Origin of the sequence: Streptomyces sp. NBC_01717 (genome assembly GCF_036248255.1) — a bacterium.
GTDB lineage: Bacteria > Actinomycetota > Actinomycetes > Streptomycetales > Streptomycetaceae > Streptomyces.
Window position 1 is genome coordinate 3,572,731 of sequence record NZ_CP109178.1, and the last position, 15,589, is coordinate 3,588,319.

17 protein-coding genes are annotated in these 15,589 nt (G+C 71.0%); 6 read left to right on the forward strand and 11 right to left on the reverse strand.

Going from position 1 to position 15,589, the window contains the following annotated elements:
• Window positions 1-20 precede the first annotated feature (20 nt).
• Window positions 21-1,154, forward strand: coding sequence for an Mrp/NBP35 family ATP-binding protein (locus OHB49_RS16025; RefSeq protein ID WP_030969607.1), 1,134 nt, complete (start codon window positions 21-23; stop codon window positions 1,152-1,154).
• A 109-nt stretch (window positions 1,155-1,263) separates the two neighbouring features.
• Here the strand turns inward: OHB49_RS16025 and OHB49_RS16030 are convergent, their stop codons facing one another.
• From OHB49_RS16030 to sigE, 5 genes are all read right to left on the reverse strand, one after another.
• Window positions 1,264-1,923, reverse strand: a complete 660-nt coding sequence (locus OHB49_RS16030) for a hypothetical protein (RefSeq protein WP_030969605.1) — start codon at window positions 1,921-1,923, stop codon at window positions 1,264-1,266.
• A 118-nt stretch (window positions 1,924-2,041) separates the two neighbouring features.
• Window positions 2,042-2,518 (reverse strand): sec-independent translocase, encoded by a 477-nt coding sequence (locus tag OHB49_RS16035; protein ID WP_030969603.1) that lies wholly within the window; start codon window positions 2,516-2,518, stop codon window positions 2,042-2,044.
• A gap of 106 nt (window positions 2,519-2,624) precedes the next feature.
• Window positions 2,625-4,340: a S1C family serine protease gene (locus tag OHB49_RS16040; RefSeq protein ID WP_329161032.1), complete on the reverse strand. Its 1,716-nt coding sequence runs from the start codon at window positions 4,338-4,340 to the stop codon at window positions 2,625-2,627.
• Between the two features lie 110 nt (window positions 4,341-4,450).
• On the reverse strand, window positions 4,451-5,443 hold the full coding sequence (locus OHB49_RS16045; protein ID WP_329161034.1) for an anti-sigma factor family protein: 993 nt from the start codon (window positions 5,441-5,443) through the stop codon (window positions 4,451-4,453).
• A complete protein-coding gene (gene sigE, locus OHB49_RS16050) occupies window positions 5,440-6,201 on the reverse strand; it encodes an RNA polymerase sigma factor SigE (RefSeq protein WP_199919160.1) in 762 nt (253 codons plus the stop codon). Before sigE ends, OHB49_RS16045 begins: the two co-directional genes overlap by 4 nt.
• A 181-nt stretch (window positions 6,202-6,382) precedes the next feature.
• Between sigE and OHB49_RS16055 the strand changes: the two genes are divergently transcribed.
• Window positions 6,383-7,048, forward strand: coding sequence for an O-methyltransferase (locus OHB49_RS16055; protein ID WP_030969595.1), 666 nt, complete (start codon window positions 6,383-6,385; stop codon window positions 7,046-7,048).
• A gap of 116 nt (window positions 7,049-7,164) precedes the next feature.
• Here OHB49_RS16055 and OHB49_RS16060 read toward each other — a convergent pair whose 3' ends face one another.
• On the reverse strand, window positions 7,165-7,332 hold the full coding sequence (locus OHB49_RS16060) for a DUF3117 domain-containing protein (protein WP_003966491.1): 168 nt from the start codon (window positions 7,330-7,332) through the stop codon (window positions 7,165-7,167).
• A 312-nt stretch (window positions 7,333-7,644) separates the two neighbouring features.
• On the opposite strand from OHB49_RS16060, the gene OHB49_RS16065 reads away from it, so the two are divergent.
• The gene (locus OHB49_RS16065; protein ID WP_030969592.1) at window positions 7,645-8,457 is read left to right on the forward strand and encodes an enoyl-CoA hydratase/isomerase family protein; all 813 of its coding nucleotides are present in this window, start codon (window positions 7,645-7,647) and stop codon (window positions 8,455-8,457) included.
• A gap of 7 nt (window positions 8,458-8,464) precedes the next feature.
• Here OHB49_RS16065 and OHB49_RS16070 read toward each other — a convergent pair whose 3' ends face one another.
• Both OHB49_RS16070 and OHB49_RS16075 read right to left on the reverse strand, forming a co-directional pair.
• The gene (locus tag OHB49_RS16070) at window positions 8,465-9,055 is read right to left on the reverse strand and encodes a DNA-3-methyladenine glycosylase I (protein ID WP_329161037.1); all 591 of its coding nucleotides are present in this window, start codon (window positions 9,053-9,055) and stop codon (window positions 8,465-8,467) included.
• Complete coding sequence (locus OHB49_RS16075) at window positions 9,052-9,549, reverse strand: hypothetical protein (protein WP_078852619.1); 498 nt, start codon at window positions 9,547-9,549, stop codon at window positions 9,052-9,054. Before OHB49_RS16075 ends, OHB49_RS16070 begins: the two co-directional genes overlap by 4 nt.
• A 109-nt stretch (window positions 9,550-9,658) precedes the next feature.
• Between OHB49_RS16075 and folP the strand changes: the two genes are divergently transcribed.
• Window positions 9,659-10,531, forward strand: a complete 873-nt coding sequence (gene folP / locus OHB49_RS16080) for a dihydropteroate synthase (RefSeq protein WP_030969585.1) — start codon at window positions 9,659-9,661, stop codon at window positions 10,529-10,531.
• A gap of 138 nt (window positions 10,532-10,669) precedes the next feature.
• On the opposite strand, the gene OHB49_RS16085 is transcribed toward folP, so the two are convergent.
• Together OHB49_RS16085 and dapE are read right to left on the reverse strand one after the other, a co-directional pair.
• Window positions 10,670-11,419, reverse strand: a complete 750-nt coding sequence (locus OHB49_RS16085; RefSeq protein WP_030915368.1) for a TIGR00730 family Rossman fold protein — start codon at window positions 11,417-11,419, stop codon at window positions 10,670-10,672.
• 85 nt (window positions 11,420-11,504) lie between these two features.
• The gene (gene dapE, locus OHB49_RS16090) at window positions 11,505-12,584 is read right to left on the reverse strand and encodes a succinyl-diaminopimelate desuccinylase (protein WP_329161040.1); all 1,080 of its coding nucleotides are present in this window, start codon (window positions 12,582-12,584) and stop codon (window positions 11,505-11,507) included.
• A 61-nt stretch (window positions 12,585-12,645) separates the two neighbouring features.
• Between dapE and OHB49_RS16095 the strand changes: the two genes are divergently transcribed.
• Window positions 12,646-13,605, forward strand: a complete 960-nt coding sequence (locus OHB49_RS16095) for a hypothetical protein (RefSeq protein ID WP_329161042.1) — start codon at window positions 12,646-12,648, stop codon at window positions 13,603-13,605.
• 285 nt (window positions 13,606-13,890) lie between these two features.
• Window positions 13,891-14,346, forward strand: a complete 456-nt coding sequence (locus OHB49_RS16100) for an ATP-binding protein (RefSeq protein WP_329161044.1) — start codon at window positions 13,891-13,893, stop codon at window positions 14,344-14,346.
• Between the two features lie 107 nt (window positions 14,347-14,453).
• On the opposite strand, the gene dapC is transcribed toward OHB49_RS16100, so the two are convergent.
• Window positions 14,454-15,551: a succinyldiaminopimelate transaminase gene (dapC, locus tag OHB49_RS16105; protein WP_030969578.1), complete on the reverse strand. Its 1,098-nt coding sequence runs from the start codon at window positions 15,549-15,551 to the stop codon at window positions 14,454-14,456.
• Window positions 15,552-15,589 lie beyond the last annotated feature (38 nt).

Here is a 15,589-nt window from a genome sequence, read left to right on the forward strand (position 1 = left end):
GGGCGCCGTAACATCGTCGTATGGCTACCGAAGACGCGGTGCGCGAAGCACTGGCGACAGTGAACGACCCGGAGATCCACCGACCGATCACCGAACTCGGCATGGTCAAGTCGGTCGAGATCGCCGCTGACGGTGCGGTCGCTGTCACGGTGTATCTCACGGTGTCCGGCTGCCCGATGCGCGAGACCATCACCAAGAACGTGACCGACGCGGTCGCGAAGGTCGAAGGCGTCACGCGCGTCGACGTGACGCTCGACGTGATGAGCGACGAACAGCGCAAGGAACTCGCGTCGTCGCTGCGCGGCGGCACGGCGGAGCGCGAGGTGCCGTTCGCCAAGCCCGGCTCGCTGACCCGGGTGTACGCGGTGGCGTCCGGCAAGGGCGGCGTCGGCAAATCGTCCGTGACGGTGAACCTGGCGGCGGCGATGGTCGCCGACGGCCTCAAGGTCGGCGTCGTGGACGCGGACATCTACGGGCACAGCGTGCCGCGGATGCTCGGCGCGGACGGCAAGCCGACCCAGGTCGAGAACATGATCATGCCGCCGTCGGCGTACGGCGTGAAGGTCATCTCCATCGGCATGTTCACCCCGGGCAACGCCCCGGTGGTGTGGCGCGGCCCGATGCTGCACCGAGCGCTGCAGCAGTTCCTCGCCGACGTCTACTGGGGCGACCTCGACGTCCTGCTGCTCGACCTGCCGCCGGGCACCGGTGACATCGCGATCTCCGTGGCGCAGCTCGTTCCGAACGCGGAGATCCTGGTCGTCACGACCCCGCAGCAGGCCGCGGCCGAGGTGGCCGAGCGGGCAGGCTCGATCGCGGTGCAGACCCACCAGAAGATCGTCGGCGTCGTCGAGAACATGTCGGGCATGCCGTGCCCGCACTGCGACGAAATGGTCGACGTGTTCGGCACGGGCGGCGGCCGGAAGGTGGCCGAGGGCCTGACGAAGACGGTCGGCGCCGAGGTGCCGGTGCTCGGCTCCATCCCGATCGACGTACGTCTGCGCGAGGGCGGCGACGAGGGCAAGCCCGTGGTCCTCTCGGACCCGGACTCCCCGGCCGGCAAGGCGCTGCGCGCGATCGCGGAGCGGCTGGGTGGCCGTCAGCGGGGCCTGTCGGGCATGTCTCTGGGAATCACCCCGCGCAACAAGTTCTGACGACAGCCCGAGACCTCGATCGCCGCGACGGAAGAAGCCCGTCCGGCGATCGGGGAAAGCGCGGCGAACCGGACGCGTCCGGTCACGGCTCACCGCACCGATCGAGCCGCTACGCGTACGTGGCGATGTCTGCGACCACCGAGAACCCGAGTCCGTACGCGCTCATCCCACGCCCGTACGCCCCGATGTGCACCTCCCCGCGCGCCGACCCCGCCAGCACCCACCCGTACTCGGACTCGCGGTAGTGGAACGGCACCGGAACCCCGTCCACCGGCAGGGACAGCACCGACCACGCGGGACCGTCCAGATCATCGGCGAGTTCGAACGCCGTCTCCGTCTGCTGGTCCAGCCAGTCGTCGCGCAGTGTGTGGTCCAGCTGCGCGGGCCAGGTGTACGACAGCAGGCCCGAGCCGGCCAGCCAGGCGGCAGACGAGACCGTGGTCGCGTCCAGGACTCCCGTACCGTCGCCGCTGCGCCGCACGGGACTGCTCCCCACGGTCACCACGACCGCGAACCGCTGCTTGTCACCGCCCGAGTCGCCCCGGACCAGTGGCTCGTCACCGTGCCCGGTCGATCCGTGCTGCACCGTGCCGTCCGCCGCCGTGCCGACCTGCATCAGCCAGCGCGGACCGGTGAAGGCCTCGTCCAGTCCGTACCAGGGGAACGACGCCTGCAGATAGCCGTCGACCGTACGCCGGGCCGCCGGCACCTCCTCTTCGGTGACTGCGCTGGACGCACCTTCCGCGCCTGCCCGACTTGTCGTCTCCATCTGCCCGGCCGCCTCCTCGATCCCTAAGGTCCGGAGTGGCCCGCCCCCCTCGGGCAGCCTCGCAACCGGACAGATGGAGAATAGCCATACCGTCCGGACGAGTCGGGATTGACCGGTGTCAGGTGGCGTCGGCGTCGAACGGCGGGCGGTCGTCCTTCGCGGGCTGTTCACGCTTCTTGAGCAGGTCGGGAGCGCCCGGTGACCCGTTCGCCGCGGTGATCGCCGCGCTGCCCGACACGCCGCCCGCGGACTCCACGGCCGTGGTCTCGCGCCCGTTCACCGCGTCGGTGACCTCCGCCATCTCCTTGCGGAGGTCGAAGCTCTCGCGGATCTCCTTCAGCCCGAGATCGTCGTTGCCGTCCATGAGCTGCTTGCGGACGAACGTCTTCGGGTTGAGATCCTCGAACTCGAAGTCCTTGAACTCCGGGCCGAGCTCCGTACGGATGTCTTCCTTGGCGCTCTCGGAGAACTCGCGGACCTTTCGGATGAAGCGCGAGGCGTCCTGGATCACCTTGGGCAGCTTGTCCGGGCCGAAGACGAGCACGCCGAGGATCACGAGCGTGACCACCTCGAGTGCGCCTATGTCATTGAACACCTAGTTGCTCCTCGTGTTCTCCGAGACCATGGACCAGGTCGGATGAGGTCCGGCCCCGGCCCACGGTACCCGGCGGAACTGTCCGGGCGGTAGCGTCCTGGTGCCGTCACGTGCCCGTTGCGGACCCGAGGGTCAAAGTCATGGACAGGTCTTTACCACTGCGGGTCAGCCCGAGGTCCAAACGGTCGCCCGGGCGGTGGGCGCGGATCTTCACGATCAGCTCCTCGCCGCTGTGCACCCGCTGGCCGTCCACCTCGGTGATGATGTCGCCCGGCTTGATGCCGGCCTTCGCACCGGGACCGCCCGGTGTCACCGCGGGCTTGCCCTCGGCGCCCTTCGCGCCGACCTTGGCGCCGTCACCGGTGTACTTCATGTCCAATGTGACGCCGATCACCGGATGGGTGGCCTTTCCGGTGTTGATCAGCTCCTCGGCGACCCGCTTGCCCTGATTGATCGGGATGGCGAAGCCGAGTCCGATGGAACCCGCCTGGCCGCCCTCTGCCGTCGAACCGCTGTCGGCTGCGCGGATGGCGCTGTTGATGCCTATGACGTGGGCGTCGGTGTCGACCAGCGGGCCGCCGGAGTTGCCCGGGTTGATGGGGGCGTCGGTCTGCAGCGCGTCCACGTAGCTGATGTCGCTGCCGTCGCCCTTCTCGCCGCCCGCGGTGATCGGCCGGTCCTTGGCGCTGATGATGCCGGAGGTGACGGTGTTGGACAGGTCGAAGGGGGCGCCGATGGCCACGACCGGGTCGCCGACCTGCACGTTGTCGGAGTTGCCCAGCGGCAGCGGCTTGAGCCCGGAGACGCCCTTGACCTTGACCACGGCGAGGTCGTAGCCGCTGTCCTTGCCGACGATCTCGGCGCTCGCGGTCTCGCCGCCGCTGAACGTCACCGTGATGTCGCCGGAGGGGCCGGCCGGGGCGACCACATGGTTGTTGGTGAGGATGTGGCCTTCGTTGTCGAGGACGAAGCCGGTGCCGGTGCCCGATTCGGTGGTGCCGCTGACGTGGAGGGTGACCACGCTGGGCAGAGCGCTGGCGGCGATGCCCGCGACGCTGTCGGGGGCGCGGCCGCCGCTGTTCTTCGCGGCCTGCGGGAGTTCGACCGTGGTCAGGCCGCCGTTGCGCTCGATGTAGGCCCCGATGCCACCGCCGATGCCGCCCGCAACCAGGGCGAGCAGCAGCGCGCCGACGAGCAGCGAGCCGCGCCGGTTCTTCCCCCGTCCGCCGTCGGAGCCGAGGGGCTGACCGGGCTGGGTCAGTGGCTGCCGGTACCCACCCCAGGGGTCGTACTGCAGCCAGTGCGTGGACTGGGGCGGCGGGGGCGGGGGCGTGAAGGCCGGGGCGGGGACGGGGCCCGGGGTGGTGACGGGTGCGGGCCCGGTGGGTGTCTCCGCGCCGTTCGTGCCCGCGTACGGCGCGGGTACCGGAGGTACCGGGGTGCCGTGGGCCAGCGTCGGGACCGGGCGCTGTACGGGGGGTGCGGGCGCCCAGGGCCCGGGGCCGCCGTACGGCGGGGTGCTGTACTCGTCGGGCTCGTGCAGTGGAGTCACCGCCGGTGCGGGGGCTTCGGGCGCCTGCGCCACGGGCTCGGGTGCTATGGGCTCAGGTGCGGTGGACTGCGCGGGCGTCACGGGCTCGGGTGCCATGGGCTGTGCGGGCGCCACCGGCTCGGGCCGTGCGGGTGTGTCCGCGGCCCGCGCGTCCTCGACCGGCGCATCCGCCGCGGCGGATGCACTCTTCGGCGCTGAAGTGGTGGTGTGTCCCTGCGTGGGACGGCTCCACCACTTCGCCTTCGGCCCGGTGGGCTTTCCGTCGTCCATGTTCTCCCCGCAACTGCCGCAACTGGCCCTCTGCACGCCCGCGAGAGACGTCCCTCCGGGAATTCCTCCCGGGATTCAACCAGGTTTGCGAATGGCTGCGCAGACCCCGGTCAGCGCCGGGGAGAAAGCGGCAGACCGTGATCGGCGGAGCTCGGCAGGGCCGAGGCCGATGTGGGCGTCCAGGACGAGGTCGGCGAGGGCGCGGGGGATGTGGGGGTCAGTCCGCTGCCGAGCGCCCGGGTGAACAGGGGGCTGGTAGCAGTGGGACGTATCAACGGTGGCGCGGACACATTGGTCAGCACCGGCACCATGAAGGGGTTGGGTGTGGCGAGACCCGTGCCCAACAGTGCGGGTACACGGCCGTTCCGCTGCTGGAACGGCGTGGCGGCTGCGACGGTGCGGCGGCTGTGGGGCGCGGCCGACGTGCCGATGCCACCACCGCGGCGGCTGGTCACGCTGCCGCGCTCGGCGCGTGCGTCGGCATCGAGGGGCGTCACGTTGTTGCCGGCGCCCTCGGCACGGACCGGGGCGTCGGGACCGGCGTCCGTCGGCAGGGCGCCGCCGAGCGCGATGGCCGCCAGCGAGACGGCACTGGCCGCCGCGAAGGCGAACCTGCGGCCGCGCCACGGCGAACGGTCCGCGTCCCGGCCCACCTCATGGATGGGGAACGCGGAGCGCGATGCGGCACCCGGAAGCACCGCGGCCGAGCCGTGCGGTGTCGGGAGATAGCCGAAGCGCTCGAGCGGCGAGCTCCCCGAAGGTGAATCGCTGCGGCTGCCGGGAGGCTGGATCGCGGGGAAGCGTCCGTCGGCGAAGCGCCCGGAGCCGCCGAATGGTCTTCCTTGGCTGTCGTCGTCACCACCAGGTCCCCCGGGAAGGCCTTGCAGCCGGGCGAGGAACCCCTCGGACGGCGAAGGCGGTGCGGACTGTGCGAAGACGCTCTTCAGCCGCCGCTGGGCGGCGGCCTCGGCCTTGCACTTGGTGCAGGTCGCGAGATGGGCGAGCACCCGGTCACGGACGTCATGTTTGAGCTCACCGTCGACAAGCGCGGCAAGCCGGTCCCCCAGATGCTGTTCCGCAGGGGTCGGACCCGTGCCACTCACGCCGATCCGCCCTCCCCCGCCACCATCGCGCCCGCCAGCGAGCGCTGCTCGGCGCGGGCCTCGGGAGAGCGGTGCTGCAGCGCCTTGCGCAGGTGCGAGCGTCCGCGGTGGATACGGCTGCGCACGGTGCCGAGCTTCACGCCGAGTGTCGCGGCGATCTCCTCGTACGAGAGTCCCTCGATGTCACAGAGCACGACCGCGGCGCGGAACTCGGGCGCAAGGGTGTCCAGCGCCTGCTGCACGTCCGCGTCGAAGTGGGTGTCGTTGAAAACCTGCTGCGGGGACGGCTCACGGCTCGGCAGCCGCTCGGCGGCGTCGTCGCCGAGGGAGTCGAAACGGATCCGCTGCTTACGACGGACCATGTCCAGGAACAGGTTGGTCGTGATGCGGTGCAGCCAGCCCTCGAAGGTGCCGGGCGTATAGGTCGACAGCGAACGGAACACCCGGACGAAGACCTCCTGGGTGAGGTCCTCGGCGTCATGCTGGTTGCCCGTCAGTCGGTAGGCAAGGCGGTAGACACGACCGCTGTGCGTGCTGACGATCTCTTCCCATGAGGGCGGCATCCAAGCCTGGGAGTCCGCATCTGAGGCGAAGGTCGCGGTCGGTGCGGAGTCGCTGGAAGAACGGTCAGCAATGTTGGTCACGGATTTCGGCTCACCCGCCGACCTGAGGAAGCGCCGCAGCACTCCTCCCCGATCCACAGGCGCAGCCGCACCTCCCCTGTCGGCTCTGGTGGTGTCCAGTGGAGCCCCTACCATAGCCACCTCGCCCGTTAGCTCCGGATAAGCCTTTTTCCTGCTGGGGCCGGGGACCGCCCCGGAACCGCCGGCCGCGGATTCCCGGGCCCGATCTGCGGGCCCTGTCCACGCGCTTTCCCCTGCCCCTTGATAACGCCCGGTCCCATCTGCGGGTTCCCGGGTACAGCGGATACAGTCACCGTTGCGCCAACTACGGGGACAGGAGAGGGTCATTACCGCCAACCGGCAGACGAGCTGGGCGTTCGCCGACGCCTTTGTCGCCGAGGACGAAGCACTGCGCTGGGCCCGGGACCGGGCCCGGGACGCAGGTCTCCGCTCGGTGTCACCAGGCACCGGCGCAGCGCTGCGCCTGCTCGCTGCCACGACGGACGCCAAGGCGGTGGCCGAGATCGGCACCGGAACCGGCGTCTCCGGCATCTATCTGCTGCACGGGATGCGACCTGACGGCGTGCTGACCACGGTCGATCCGGAGCCGGAGCGTCAGCAGTTCGCCCGCGAGGCGTTCCGGGCCGCGGGGTTCGCCGCCAATCGGGCCCGGTTCATCCCGGGACGCGCCCTCGACGTACTTCCGCGACTCGCGGACGGCGGATACGACCTGGTGTTCTGCGACGGCGACCGGCTGGAGAGCCTGGACTGCCTCGCTGAATCGTTGCGCCTGCTGCGCCCCGGTGGTCTGGTCTGCTTCGAGGGTGTCTTCGCGGACGGCCGCACGGTCGACTCGGCGGCGCAGCCCGCCGAGGTGCTGAAGCTGCGGGAGCTGTTGCGGGCGGTGCGGGAGAGCCAGGAGCTGATGGCCACGTTGCTGCCGGTGGGCGACGGCTTGCTGTGCGCGGTCCGGCGCGGCTGACCGTCCATCGGTCCTCACCCCTCGCCCCGCACCCGGGCTGCGAAGTGTCCCGGACGCACCACTGCCCCGGCACGGGCTCCGTGGCGGGGCAGTGGTGAAGTGTGGGCGCCTCCGCGTCAGCCGACGACCTTCTTGAGGGCGTCGCCGAGCGCATCGGCCTCGTCCGGCGTCAGCTCCACGACAAGCCGACCGCCGCCTTCGAGCGGAACGCGCATGACGATGCCCCGCCCCTCCTTTGTCACCTCGAGCGGGCCGTCGCCCGTCCGCGGCTTCATGGCCGCCATGCTCGTTCCCCTTCCTGAAACCAGCTCATATCAACCGGCGGCCCCATGACAGGCGCTGTGTCACCGGCATCGAACACATTGCTTCCAGGCCATTATCCCGCATCACAGACCCCGATGACCAACATCGGTCTGCATCGCTTGCGCAACGCGCTCTCTCAAAACCACTCAATTCGGCGATCCGGCTGCGATACTCCGTCGCCTGCACCCCTGCATCGGGGCGCAATTGTTAGACGCAGGTCACATGTTCGCCCTCCGTGATGTCGGCCATGCTTGGCTCGACAGGCATTGCCCGAGGCGCAAAGGGGACAGCAAATGGCGGACAACGTGGCCGACACGGTGCTCTACGAAGTGACTGACGGTCTCGCGACGATCACGATCAACCGGCCCGACGCGATGAACGCCATGAACACGGCGGCCAAGGTCGCGCTCCGTGACGCGCTGGAGTCGGCCGCCGCCGACACCGCCGTACGGGCCGTTCTGCTCACCGCGACCGGGCGCGCCTTCTGCGTCGGCCAGGACCTCAAGGAACACGTCGCCACGCTCACCGCCACCCGCGAGTCCGGCACGGGCAATGCGCTGAGCACCGTTCAGGAGCACTACAACCCGGTCGTACGGGCGATCACCGGGATGGAGAAGCCGGTCGTCGCCGGGGTCAACGGTGTCGCGGCCGGCGCGGGCTTCGGCTTCGCGCTCGCGTGCGACTACCGGGTGGTGGCCGACAGCGCGTCCTTCAACACCTCGTTCGCCGGGGTCGCCCTGACCGCCGACTCGGGCGTCTCGTGGACGCTGCCCCGGCTGATCGGTCAGAGCCGCGCGGCCGATCTGCTGCTCTTCCCGCGTTCGATCTCCGCGCAGGACGCCTACGAGCTGGGCATCGCGAACAAGGTGGTGCCCGCCGACGACCTCGCCGCGGAGGCCCTGGCGGTGGCCCGCAGGCTGGCGGACGGTCCGACGGTGGCGTACGCCGCGCTCAAGGCGTCCCTGGCCTACGGCGCCGGCCACACGCTGAGCGAGACGCTGGAGAAGGAGGACGAGCTCCAGACGAAGGCGGGCGCGTCGGAGGACCACACGATCGCGGTGCAGGCCTTCCTGGACAAGGCGAAGCCGAAGTACCTGGGGAAGTAGCTCCCCGCTACGCCGCGGTACCCCGGGCCACGCAGTCGGCCAGGTGGTCGTCGACCAGGCCGCACGCCTGCATCAGGGCGTAGGCCGTCGTGGGGCCGATGAAGCGCAGGCCGCGCTTCTTGAGGTCCTTGGCGAGAGCAGTGGACTCCGGGGTGACCGCCGGGACGTCGCCGAGGGAGCGCGGGGCGGGGCGGATGGCCGGGTCGGGGGCGTACGACCAGATCAGTGCGTCCAGCTCGCCGTCCGGCCAGTCGGCCAGCACCTTGGCGTTGGCAAGGGTCGCCTCGATCTTCGCGCGGTTGCGGATGATCCCGGCGTCGGCGAGGAGACGTTCCTTGTCGGCGTCGGTGAACTCGGCGACCGCATGGATCTTGAATCCGGCGAAGGCGCTGCGGAACCCTTCCCGGCGGCGCAGGATCGTCAGCCAGGACAGTCCGGACTGGAACGCCTCCAGGCAGAGCCGTTCGAAGAGGGCGTCGTCGCCGTGGACGGGGCGGCCCCATTCGGTGTCGTGGTAGACGAGGTAGTCGTCGGTGGACAGTGCCCAGGAGCAGCGCAGCCTGCCGTCGGCCGCGACTTCGACGCCGGCGACGCTCATCGCTGCGGCTCCTCGCCGGACCGGGGCCCGGACTGCGGCCCGGAAGCTCCGGGTGGGGGGCCGGACGGCGCCGACGGGTGCGGCGGTTCCCACGGGGACCGCTCGGGACGCGGCGGGTGCGGCGGTTCCCACGGGGACCGCTCCAGGTGCGGCCGGTTCTGCGGCTCCTTGAAGAGCCCCTTGCCGCCCACCGCCGTCGCCTGCGCGCCGGCGAGCGCCGACTCCAGCTCGGCGATCCGCGCGTCCCGTTCGGCGAGCTCGGCGCCGAGCCGGCCGAGGGCGTCGTCGACGTCCGTCATCCGGTAGCCGCGGGCCACCACGGGCAGTCGCAACGCTTCGATGTCCGCACGGCCGACCGGCCGGTTCGCGGGCAGCGGGTCGGTCAGCTGCTCGGGCGCCACGTCCTGCAGGACGGCACTCTTCCCTCCGCCGACCACCGCGAGGGTGACCGCGGCCACGACCACCACCATCGCCAGCAGCAAGAACCAGAACACGCGCATCTCCCCGGGAGCGAAAACCTGTCCGGCTCCGATCGTGCCATGCGGTGCCGACAGTTAGGGTCGCAGGCGACCCACGGGGCGATCTACCAGAGGAGAACACGGGATGCGAAGCGGTGCGCTCAGGCTGGGGCGGCGCGAATTCGGGGCGCACGAGCCGGTGATCATGGCGATCGTGAACCGTACTCCGGACTCCTTCTACGACCAGGGCGCGACCTTCCGCGACGAGCCCGCGCTCGCCCGGGTCGAGCAGGCCGTCGCGGACGGCGCCGCGATCATCGACATCGGCGGGGTGAAGGCCGGTCCCGGCGAGGAGGTGACGGCCCAGGAGGAGGCCCGACGCACGGTCGGGTTCGTCGCCGAGGTGCGGCGCCGCCACCCGGATGTCGTCATCAGTGTCGACACCTGGCGCCACGATGTCGGCGAGGCGGTCTGCGAGGCCGGTGCGGATGTGCTGAACGACGCGTGGGGCGGGGTCGACCCGAAGCTCGCGGAGGTCGCCGCGCGGTACGGGGCGGGGCTGGTGTGCACGCACGCGGGCGGCGCCGAACCGCGGACCCGGCCGCACCGGGTCGTGTACGACGACGTGATGGCGGACATCCTGCGGGTGACGGAGGGACTGGCCCGGCGGGCCGTGGAGCTCGGGGTCAGGCCGGACGGCATCATGATCGACCCCGGTCACGACTTCGGGAAGAACACCCGGCACTCGCTGGAGGCGACGCGTCGGCTCGGTGAGATGACGGAGACCGGCTGGCCCGTCCTCGTATCGCTGTCCAACAAGGACTTCGTCGGGGAGACGCTCGACCGGCCCGTGAAGGAACGGCTGGTGGGGACGCTGGCGACGACCGCGGTGTCGGCCTGGCTGGGGGCGCGGGTGTATCGGGTGCACGAGGTGGCGGAGACGCGGCAGGTGCTGGACATGGTGGCGTCGATCGCCGGGCATCGGGCGCCGGCGGTGGCGCGGAGGGGGCTGGCGTAGCCGGGGCGTGAGGCGGCGGGGCCTGCGACGGGCCTTGTCCGCTGCCCGTCCCTTCCCGAGACCGGGACTCCGCCCCGGACCCCGCACCTCGATCGCCACGGGGGCCTGAGCGAGCCCGTCCGGCGCCCGCGCGCCGTCCTACCGGCCGACTTCCTTCGTCACCAGGGTGACCGCCTCTTCCACGCTGTCCGTGACGTGGAAGAGCAGCAGATCCCGCTCGGACGCCTTCCCCTGCGCCACCACCGTGTCCCGCAGCCAGTCGACGAGCCCGGACCAGTACGCGGTGCCGAAGAGCACGATCGGGAAGCGTGTCACCTTGCCCGTCTGGACGAGGGTGAGCGCCTCGAAGAGTTCGTCCAGGGTGCCGAGGCCGCCGGGCAGGACGACGAAGCCCTGCGCGTACTTCACGAACATCGTCTTGCGGACGAAGAAGTAGCGGAAGTTGACGCCGATGTCGACGTGCGGGTTGAGGCCGGACTCGAAGGGCAGCTCGATGCCGAGGCCGACCGAGACGCCCTTCGCCTCCCGTGCCCCCTTGTTCGCGGCTTCCATCGCTCCGGGCCCGCCCCCGGTGATCACCGCGAAGCCCGCCTCGACCAGCGCCTTGCCGATCTGTACGCCCGCCTCGTAGTCCGGTCCGCCGACCGGGCTGCGGGCCGAGCCGAAGACGCTGATGGCGCTGGGCAGCTCGGCGAGGGCACCGAATCCTTCGACGAACTCCGACTGGATGCGCATCACCCGCCATGGGTCGGTGTGCACCCACTCGGAGTCGCCCTCGGTGTCCAGCAGCCGCTGATCGGTGGTGCCGGGCTGCACCTGTTCCCTGCGGCGCAGTACCGGTCCGAGCCGCTGCTCCTCGGGGACGTGCGCTTCCTCGGGGTTGCCCATGACCTGCTCCCTCCGACGACATGCCGACGTTGTGTGTCAGGTAAGGGTAGATCTACGGAGGTTACGCACAGGGGAATGCTGTGGGTCAGCCGGTGAGCCAGGAGCGGAGCCGCTCCTCGCAGTGGGTGATCCGGTCGACGGCCACGTGCTCGTTGCGCTTGTGCGCGAGGAGCGCGTCGCCGGGTCCGTAGTTCACCGCGGGAACGCCGAGCGCGCCGAAGCGGGAGACGTCCGTCCACCCGAACTTGGGCTGGGCGGTGCCACCGACCGCCGCCATGAACGCCTCGGCCGCCGGGTGGGAGAGGCCGGGCATCGCCGCGCCGGAGTGGTCGTCGACGGTGAACTCGACGACGCCGCAGTCCGCGAAGACCTCATGGACGTGGGCGAGGGCCTCTTCGGCGCTGCGGTCGGGGGCGTACCGGTAGTTGACGACGACGGTGCAGGCGTCCGGGATGACGTTGTTGGCGACGCCGGCCTCGATCCGTACGGCGTTGAGGCCCTCGCGGTACTCCAGTCCGTCGATGACCGGCCGGCGCGGTTCGTACGCGGCGAGGCGGCCGAGGATCGGGGCGGCGGCGTGGATGGCGTTGGACCCCATCCAGCTGCGTGCGGAGTGCGCGCGCTCCCCTTCCGTACGGAGGAAGACCCGCAGGGTGCCCTGGCAACCGCCCTCGACCTGGGCGTCGGACGGTTCGAGGAGGACGGCGAAGTCGCCCTCCAGCCAGTCCGGGTGGGCGTCGGCGACATGGCCGAGCCCGTTGAGGTGTGCGGCGACCTCTTCGTTGTCGTAGAAGACGAAGGTCAGGTCGCGGTTGGGCTCGGGCACGGTGGCCGCGATCCGCAGCTGGACGGCGACGCCTGACTTCATGTCGGAGGTACCGCATCCCCACAGCACGCCGTTCTCGTCGAGCCGGGACGGAACGTTGTCGGCGATCGGGACGGTGTCGATGTGTCCGGCGAGCACCACGCGTTCGGCGCGGCCAAGCTGTGTCCTGGCGACGACGTTGTTGCCGTGCCGGTCGACGGCCAGGTGCGGGAGGGCGCGCAGAGCCGCCTCGATCGCGTCGGCCAGCTCCTTCTCGTCCCCGCTGACCGACGGGAAGTCGACGAGCCGGGCGGTGAGCGCGGGGCCGTCCAGGGTGAGGTCAAGCGTGCTTTCGGGCATGGAACCGACCCTAAGGGACTTCGGTCTCGGGCCCGCTCGGCCCCTCCAGTACGGTGGGGCCGTGCCCCGGACCGCCTCCTCCACCCGCCGACACACCCGCCGCAGCCGCCCCTTCCGTATCGCGGCGGCCCTTACCGTGCTCCTCGCCGTGGCCGGCTACCTGACCGTGCAGTACGTCACCGGCAACAAGGGTGGCGAGCGGTGCACGGTGCAGTCCGCCGACGGTTCGGCGGGCCAAGGGCGTACGTACCGGATGAGTCCGGAGCAGGCCGCGAACGCCGCGACGATCTCCGCGGTCGGCACCACCCGCGGGATGCCGGAGCGTGCGGTGACGATCGCGCTGGCGACGGCGCTGCAGGAGTCCGGGCTGCGCAACATCCAGCACGGCGACCGTGACTCGCTCGGGCTGTTCCAGCAGCGTCCCTCGCAGGGCTGGGGCACCGAGAAGCAGATCCTCGACCCGGTCTACTCGGCCGGGGAGTTCTATCAGCATCTGGCCGAGGTCCCCGGCTATTCGCGGCTGCCGCTGACCGTCGCCGCGCAGCGTGTGCAGCGCAGTGGCTACCCGCAGGCGTACGCCAAGCACGAGCCGGATGCCGCGCTGCTGGCCGCCGCGCTGACCGGCCGTACACCCACGGCGCTGAACTGCACGCCGACGCGGACGGCGGTCGCGGCGGCCGACGCGGCGCAGGTGCGCGCGGAACTGGTGCGGACCTTCGGCAAGGGTGTGCTGCCCGCCGCGGGCGAGGCGAAGGACGGGGAGTCGGCGAGCGGGACGCACGGCGGGGCGTCGGCGGCGGGCACGGTCTCGGTGCCGGTGAAGAAGTCCGCCCGGACCGCCGGGGACGGTGGCACGACGCAGCGCGGCTGGGAGCTGGCGCACTGGGCGGTGGCGCAGGCCGAGGCACTGGACATCGACGAGGTCGCGTATGCGGGCCGGGTGTGGAAGGCCGGGTCGGGCTGGCGGACGGAGCGTGCGGAATCGGGCACCGCAGAGGTCCGCATTCGGCTCGTTCGCTAGTACGGAAGGTCCCCCGTACGGGCCATCCGATCCTTCCCGAAACGGTGGTCACCACACACTTTCGAAACCTCTCTCTGCGTTGCCCAAATCCCTTGGGAACAAAGAGAAGTGACGATTCATCGAACAATCGGTGAATGCAATGTTTGCCCGGGTTGCTCCGTTGCCGATTATGTGACGCATTACCGACTCTTTACCTCGGCACACCGCAACCTCTCCCTCCCCCACGACGGTTGTCACTGCGTCCGGTCAACGGACAGACAGAATCCACAGCGTCGAAGGAGCATCATGTCCCTCCCCCTGACCCGTCGGATCGCCCGTGCCGCGCTGCTGATCGCGGCGGGTGCAGCCCCCGTGGTCGGTGCGGCCGGCGCCGCAGGTGCCGCGGAGCTCCCGCAGACCCCCGAGCTCGGCGGTCTGACCACGGTCGACGGCGCAGGCCTCGGCAAGACCGTCGACGGCGCGTCCCAGCAGGGCGCCAAGGGCGCGGACGCCACCGGCGGCAAGATCGTCGGGACGACCCTTCCGGCCGCCGGCAAGACCGTCGTCAAGACGGGCGGCACGGTCGCCCCCGCCGCGCAGAAGGCCGCCGGTGAGGCCGCGGGCAGCGCCGGTGAGCTGGTCGGTGGGGCCACCGGTGCCGCGCCCAAGGGTGGTCTGCCCACCGACAGCCTCACCGGCGGCCTGCCGACGCACGGGCTGCCGACGCAGGGCCTGCCCACCCAGGGTCTGCCGATCGGCTGATCCAGCCGGCACGGCACATGCGATTGGGCCTCGGGGGTGCGGCTCCCGAGGCCCAATCGCGTGTCGTTCAGATCATGCGGTGCGGATCACGGTGCCGGTCGTCCGATTCAGGACAGCCGCTTGACCGCTGCCTCGACGCGCTCGTCCGTCGCCGTGAACGCCACGCGTACGAAGCGGTCGCCCGCCGGTCCGTAGAAGTCGCCCGGCGCCACCAGGATGCCGAGCTCCGCGAGGTACGCCACGGTCTCCCAGCACGGTTCGTCGCGCGTCGCCCACAGGTAGAGGCTCGCCTCGCTGTGCTCGATCCGGAAGCCGTGGGCCTCCAGCGCCGCTCGCAGTGCCGCGCGCCGGTCCGCGTACCGGGTCCGCTGCTCGGCGACGTGCGCGTCGTCCCCGAGCGCCGCGACGGTGGCCGCCTGGACCGGGGCGGGCGTCATCATTCCGCCGTGCTTGCGGATCAGCAGCAGCTCGCCGAGGACGGCCGCGTCGCCCGCGATGAAGGCCGCGCGGTAGCCGGCGAGGTTGGAGCGCTTCGAGAGCGAGTGGACGGCGACAACGCCCTCGTACGTACCGCCGCAGACGTCGGGGTGGAGCACGGAGACCGGTTCGGCCTCCCAGCCCAGCTCCAGGTAGCACTCGTCGCTGAAGACCAGCACGTCGTGCTCGCGCGCCCAGGCGACGATCCGGGTCAGCTCGTCCTTGGACAGGACGCGGCCGGTCGGGTTGGACGGCGAATTGAGCCAGATCAGCTTGAGGCCGGCCGGGTCGAGCTCGGTCGGGTCGTCGTACACGACGGGCTCGGCGCCGCAGAGCCGGGCGCCCACCTCGTACGTCGGGTAGGCCAGCCGCGGGTACGCCACCTTGTCGCCCGCACCGAGACCGAGCTGGGTCGGCAGCCAGGCCACGAGCTCCTTGGAGCCGACGACCGGCAGCACGTTCTCGTGCGCCACGGAGATCGCGCCGAGGCGCCGCTCCACCCAGCCGGTGAGGGCGTCGCGGAGTTCGGCCGTTCCCCACACCGTCGGATAGCCCGGGCTGTCTGCGGCGGCGACGAGCGCCTGCTGGATCAGGCCGGGCACGGGGTCGACGGGGGTGCCGACGGACAGGTCGACGATGCCGTCCGGGTGGGCCGCAGCGGTCGACTTGTAGGGCGCGAGCTTGTCCCAGGGGAAGACCGGGAGGCGGGAGGAGACTGCTGCGGACACGGATCTCTGCTTTCTCGTACGAGGGTTACGAGGGTGGT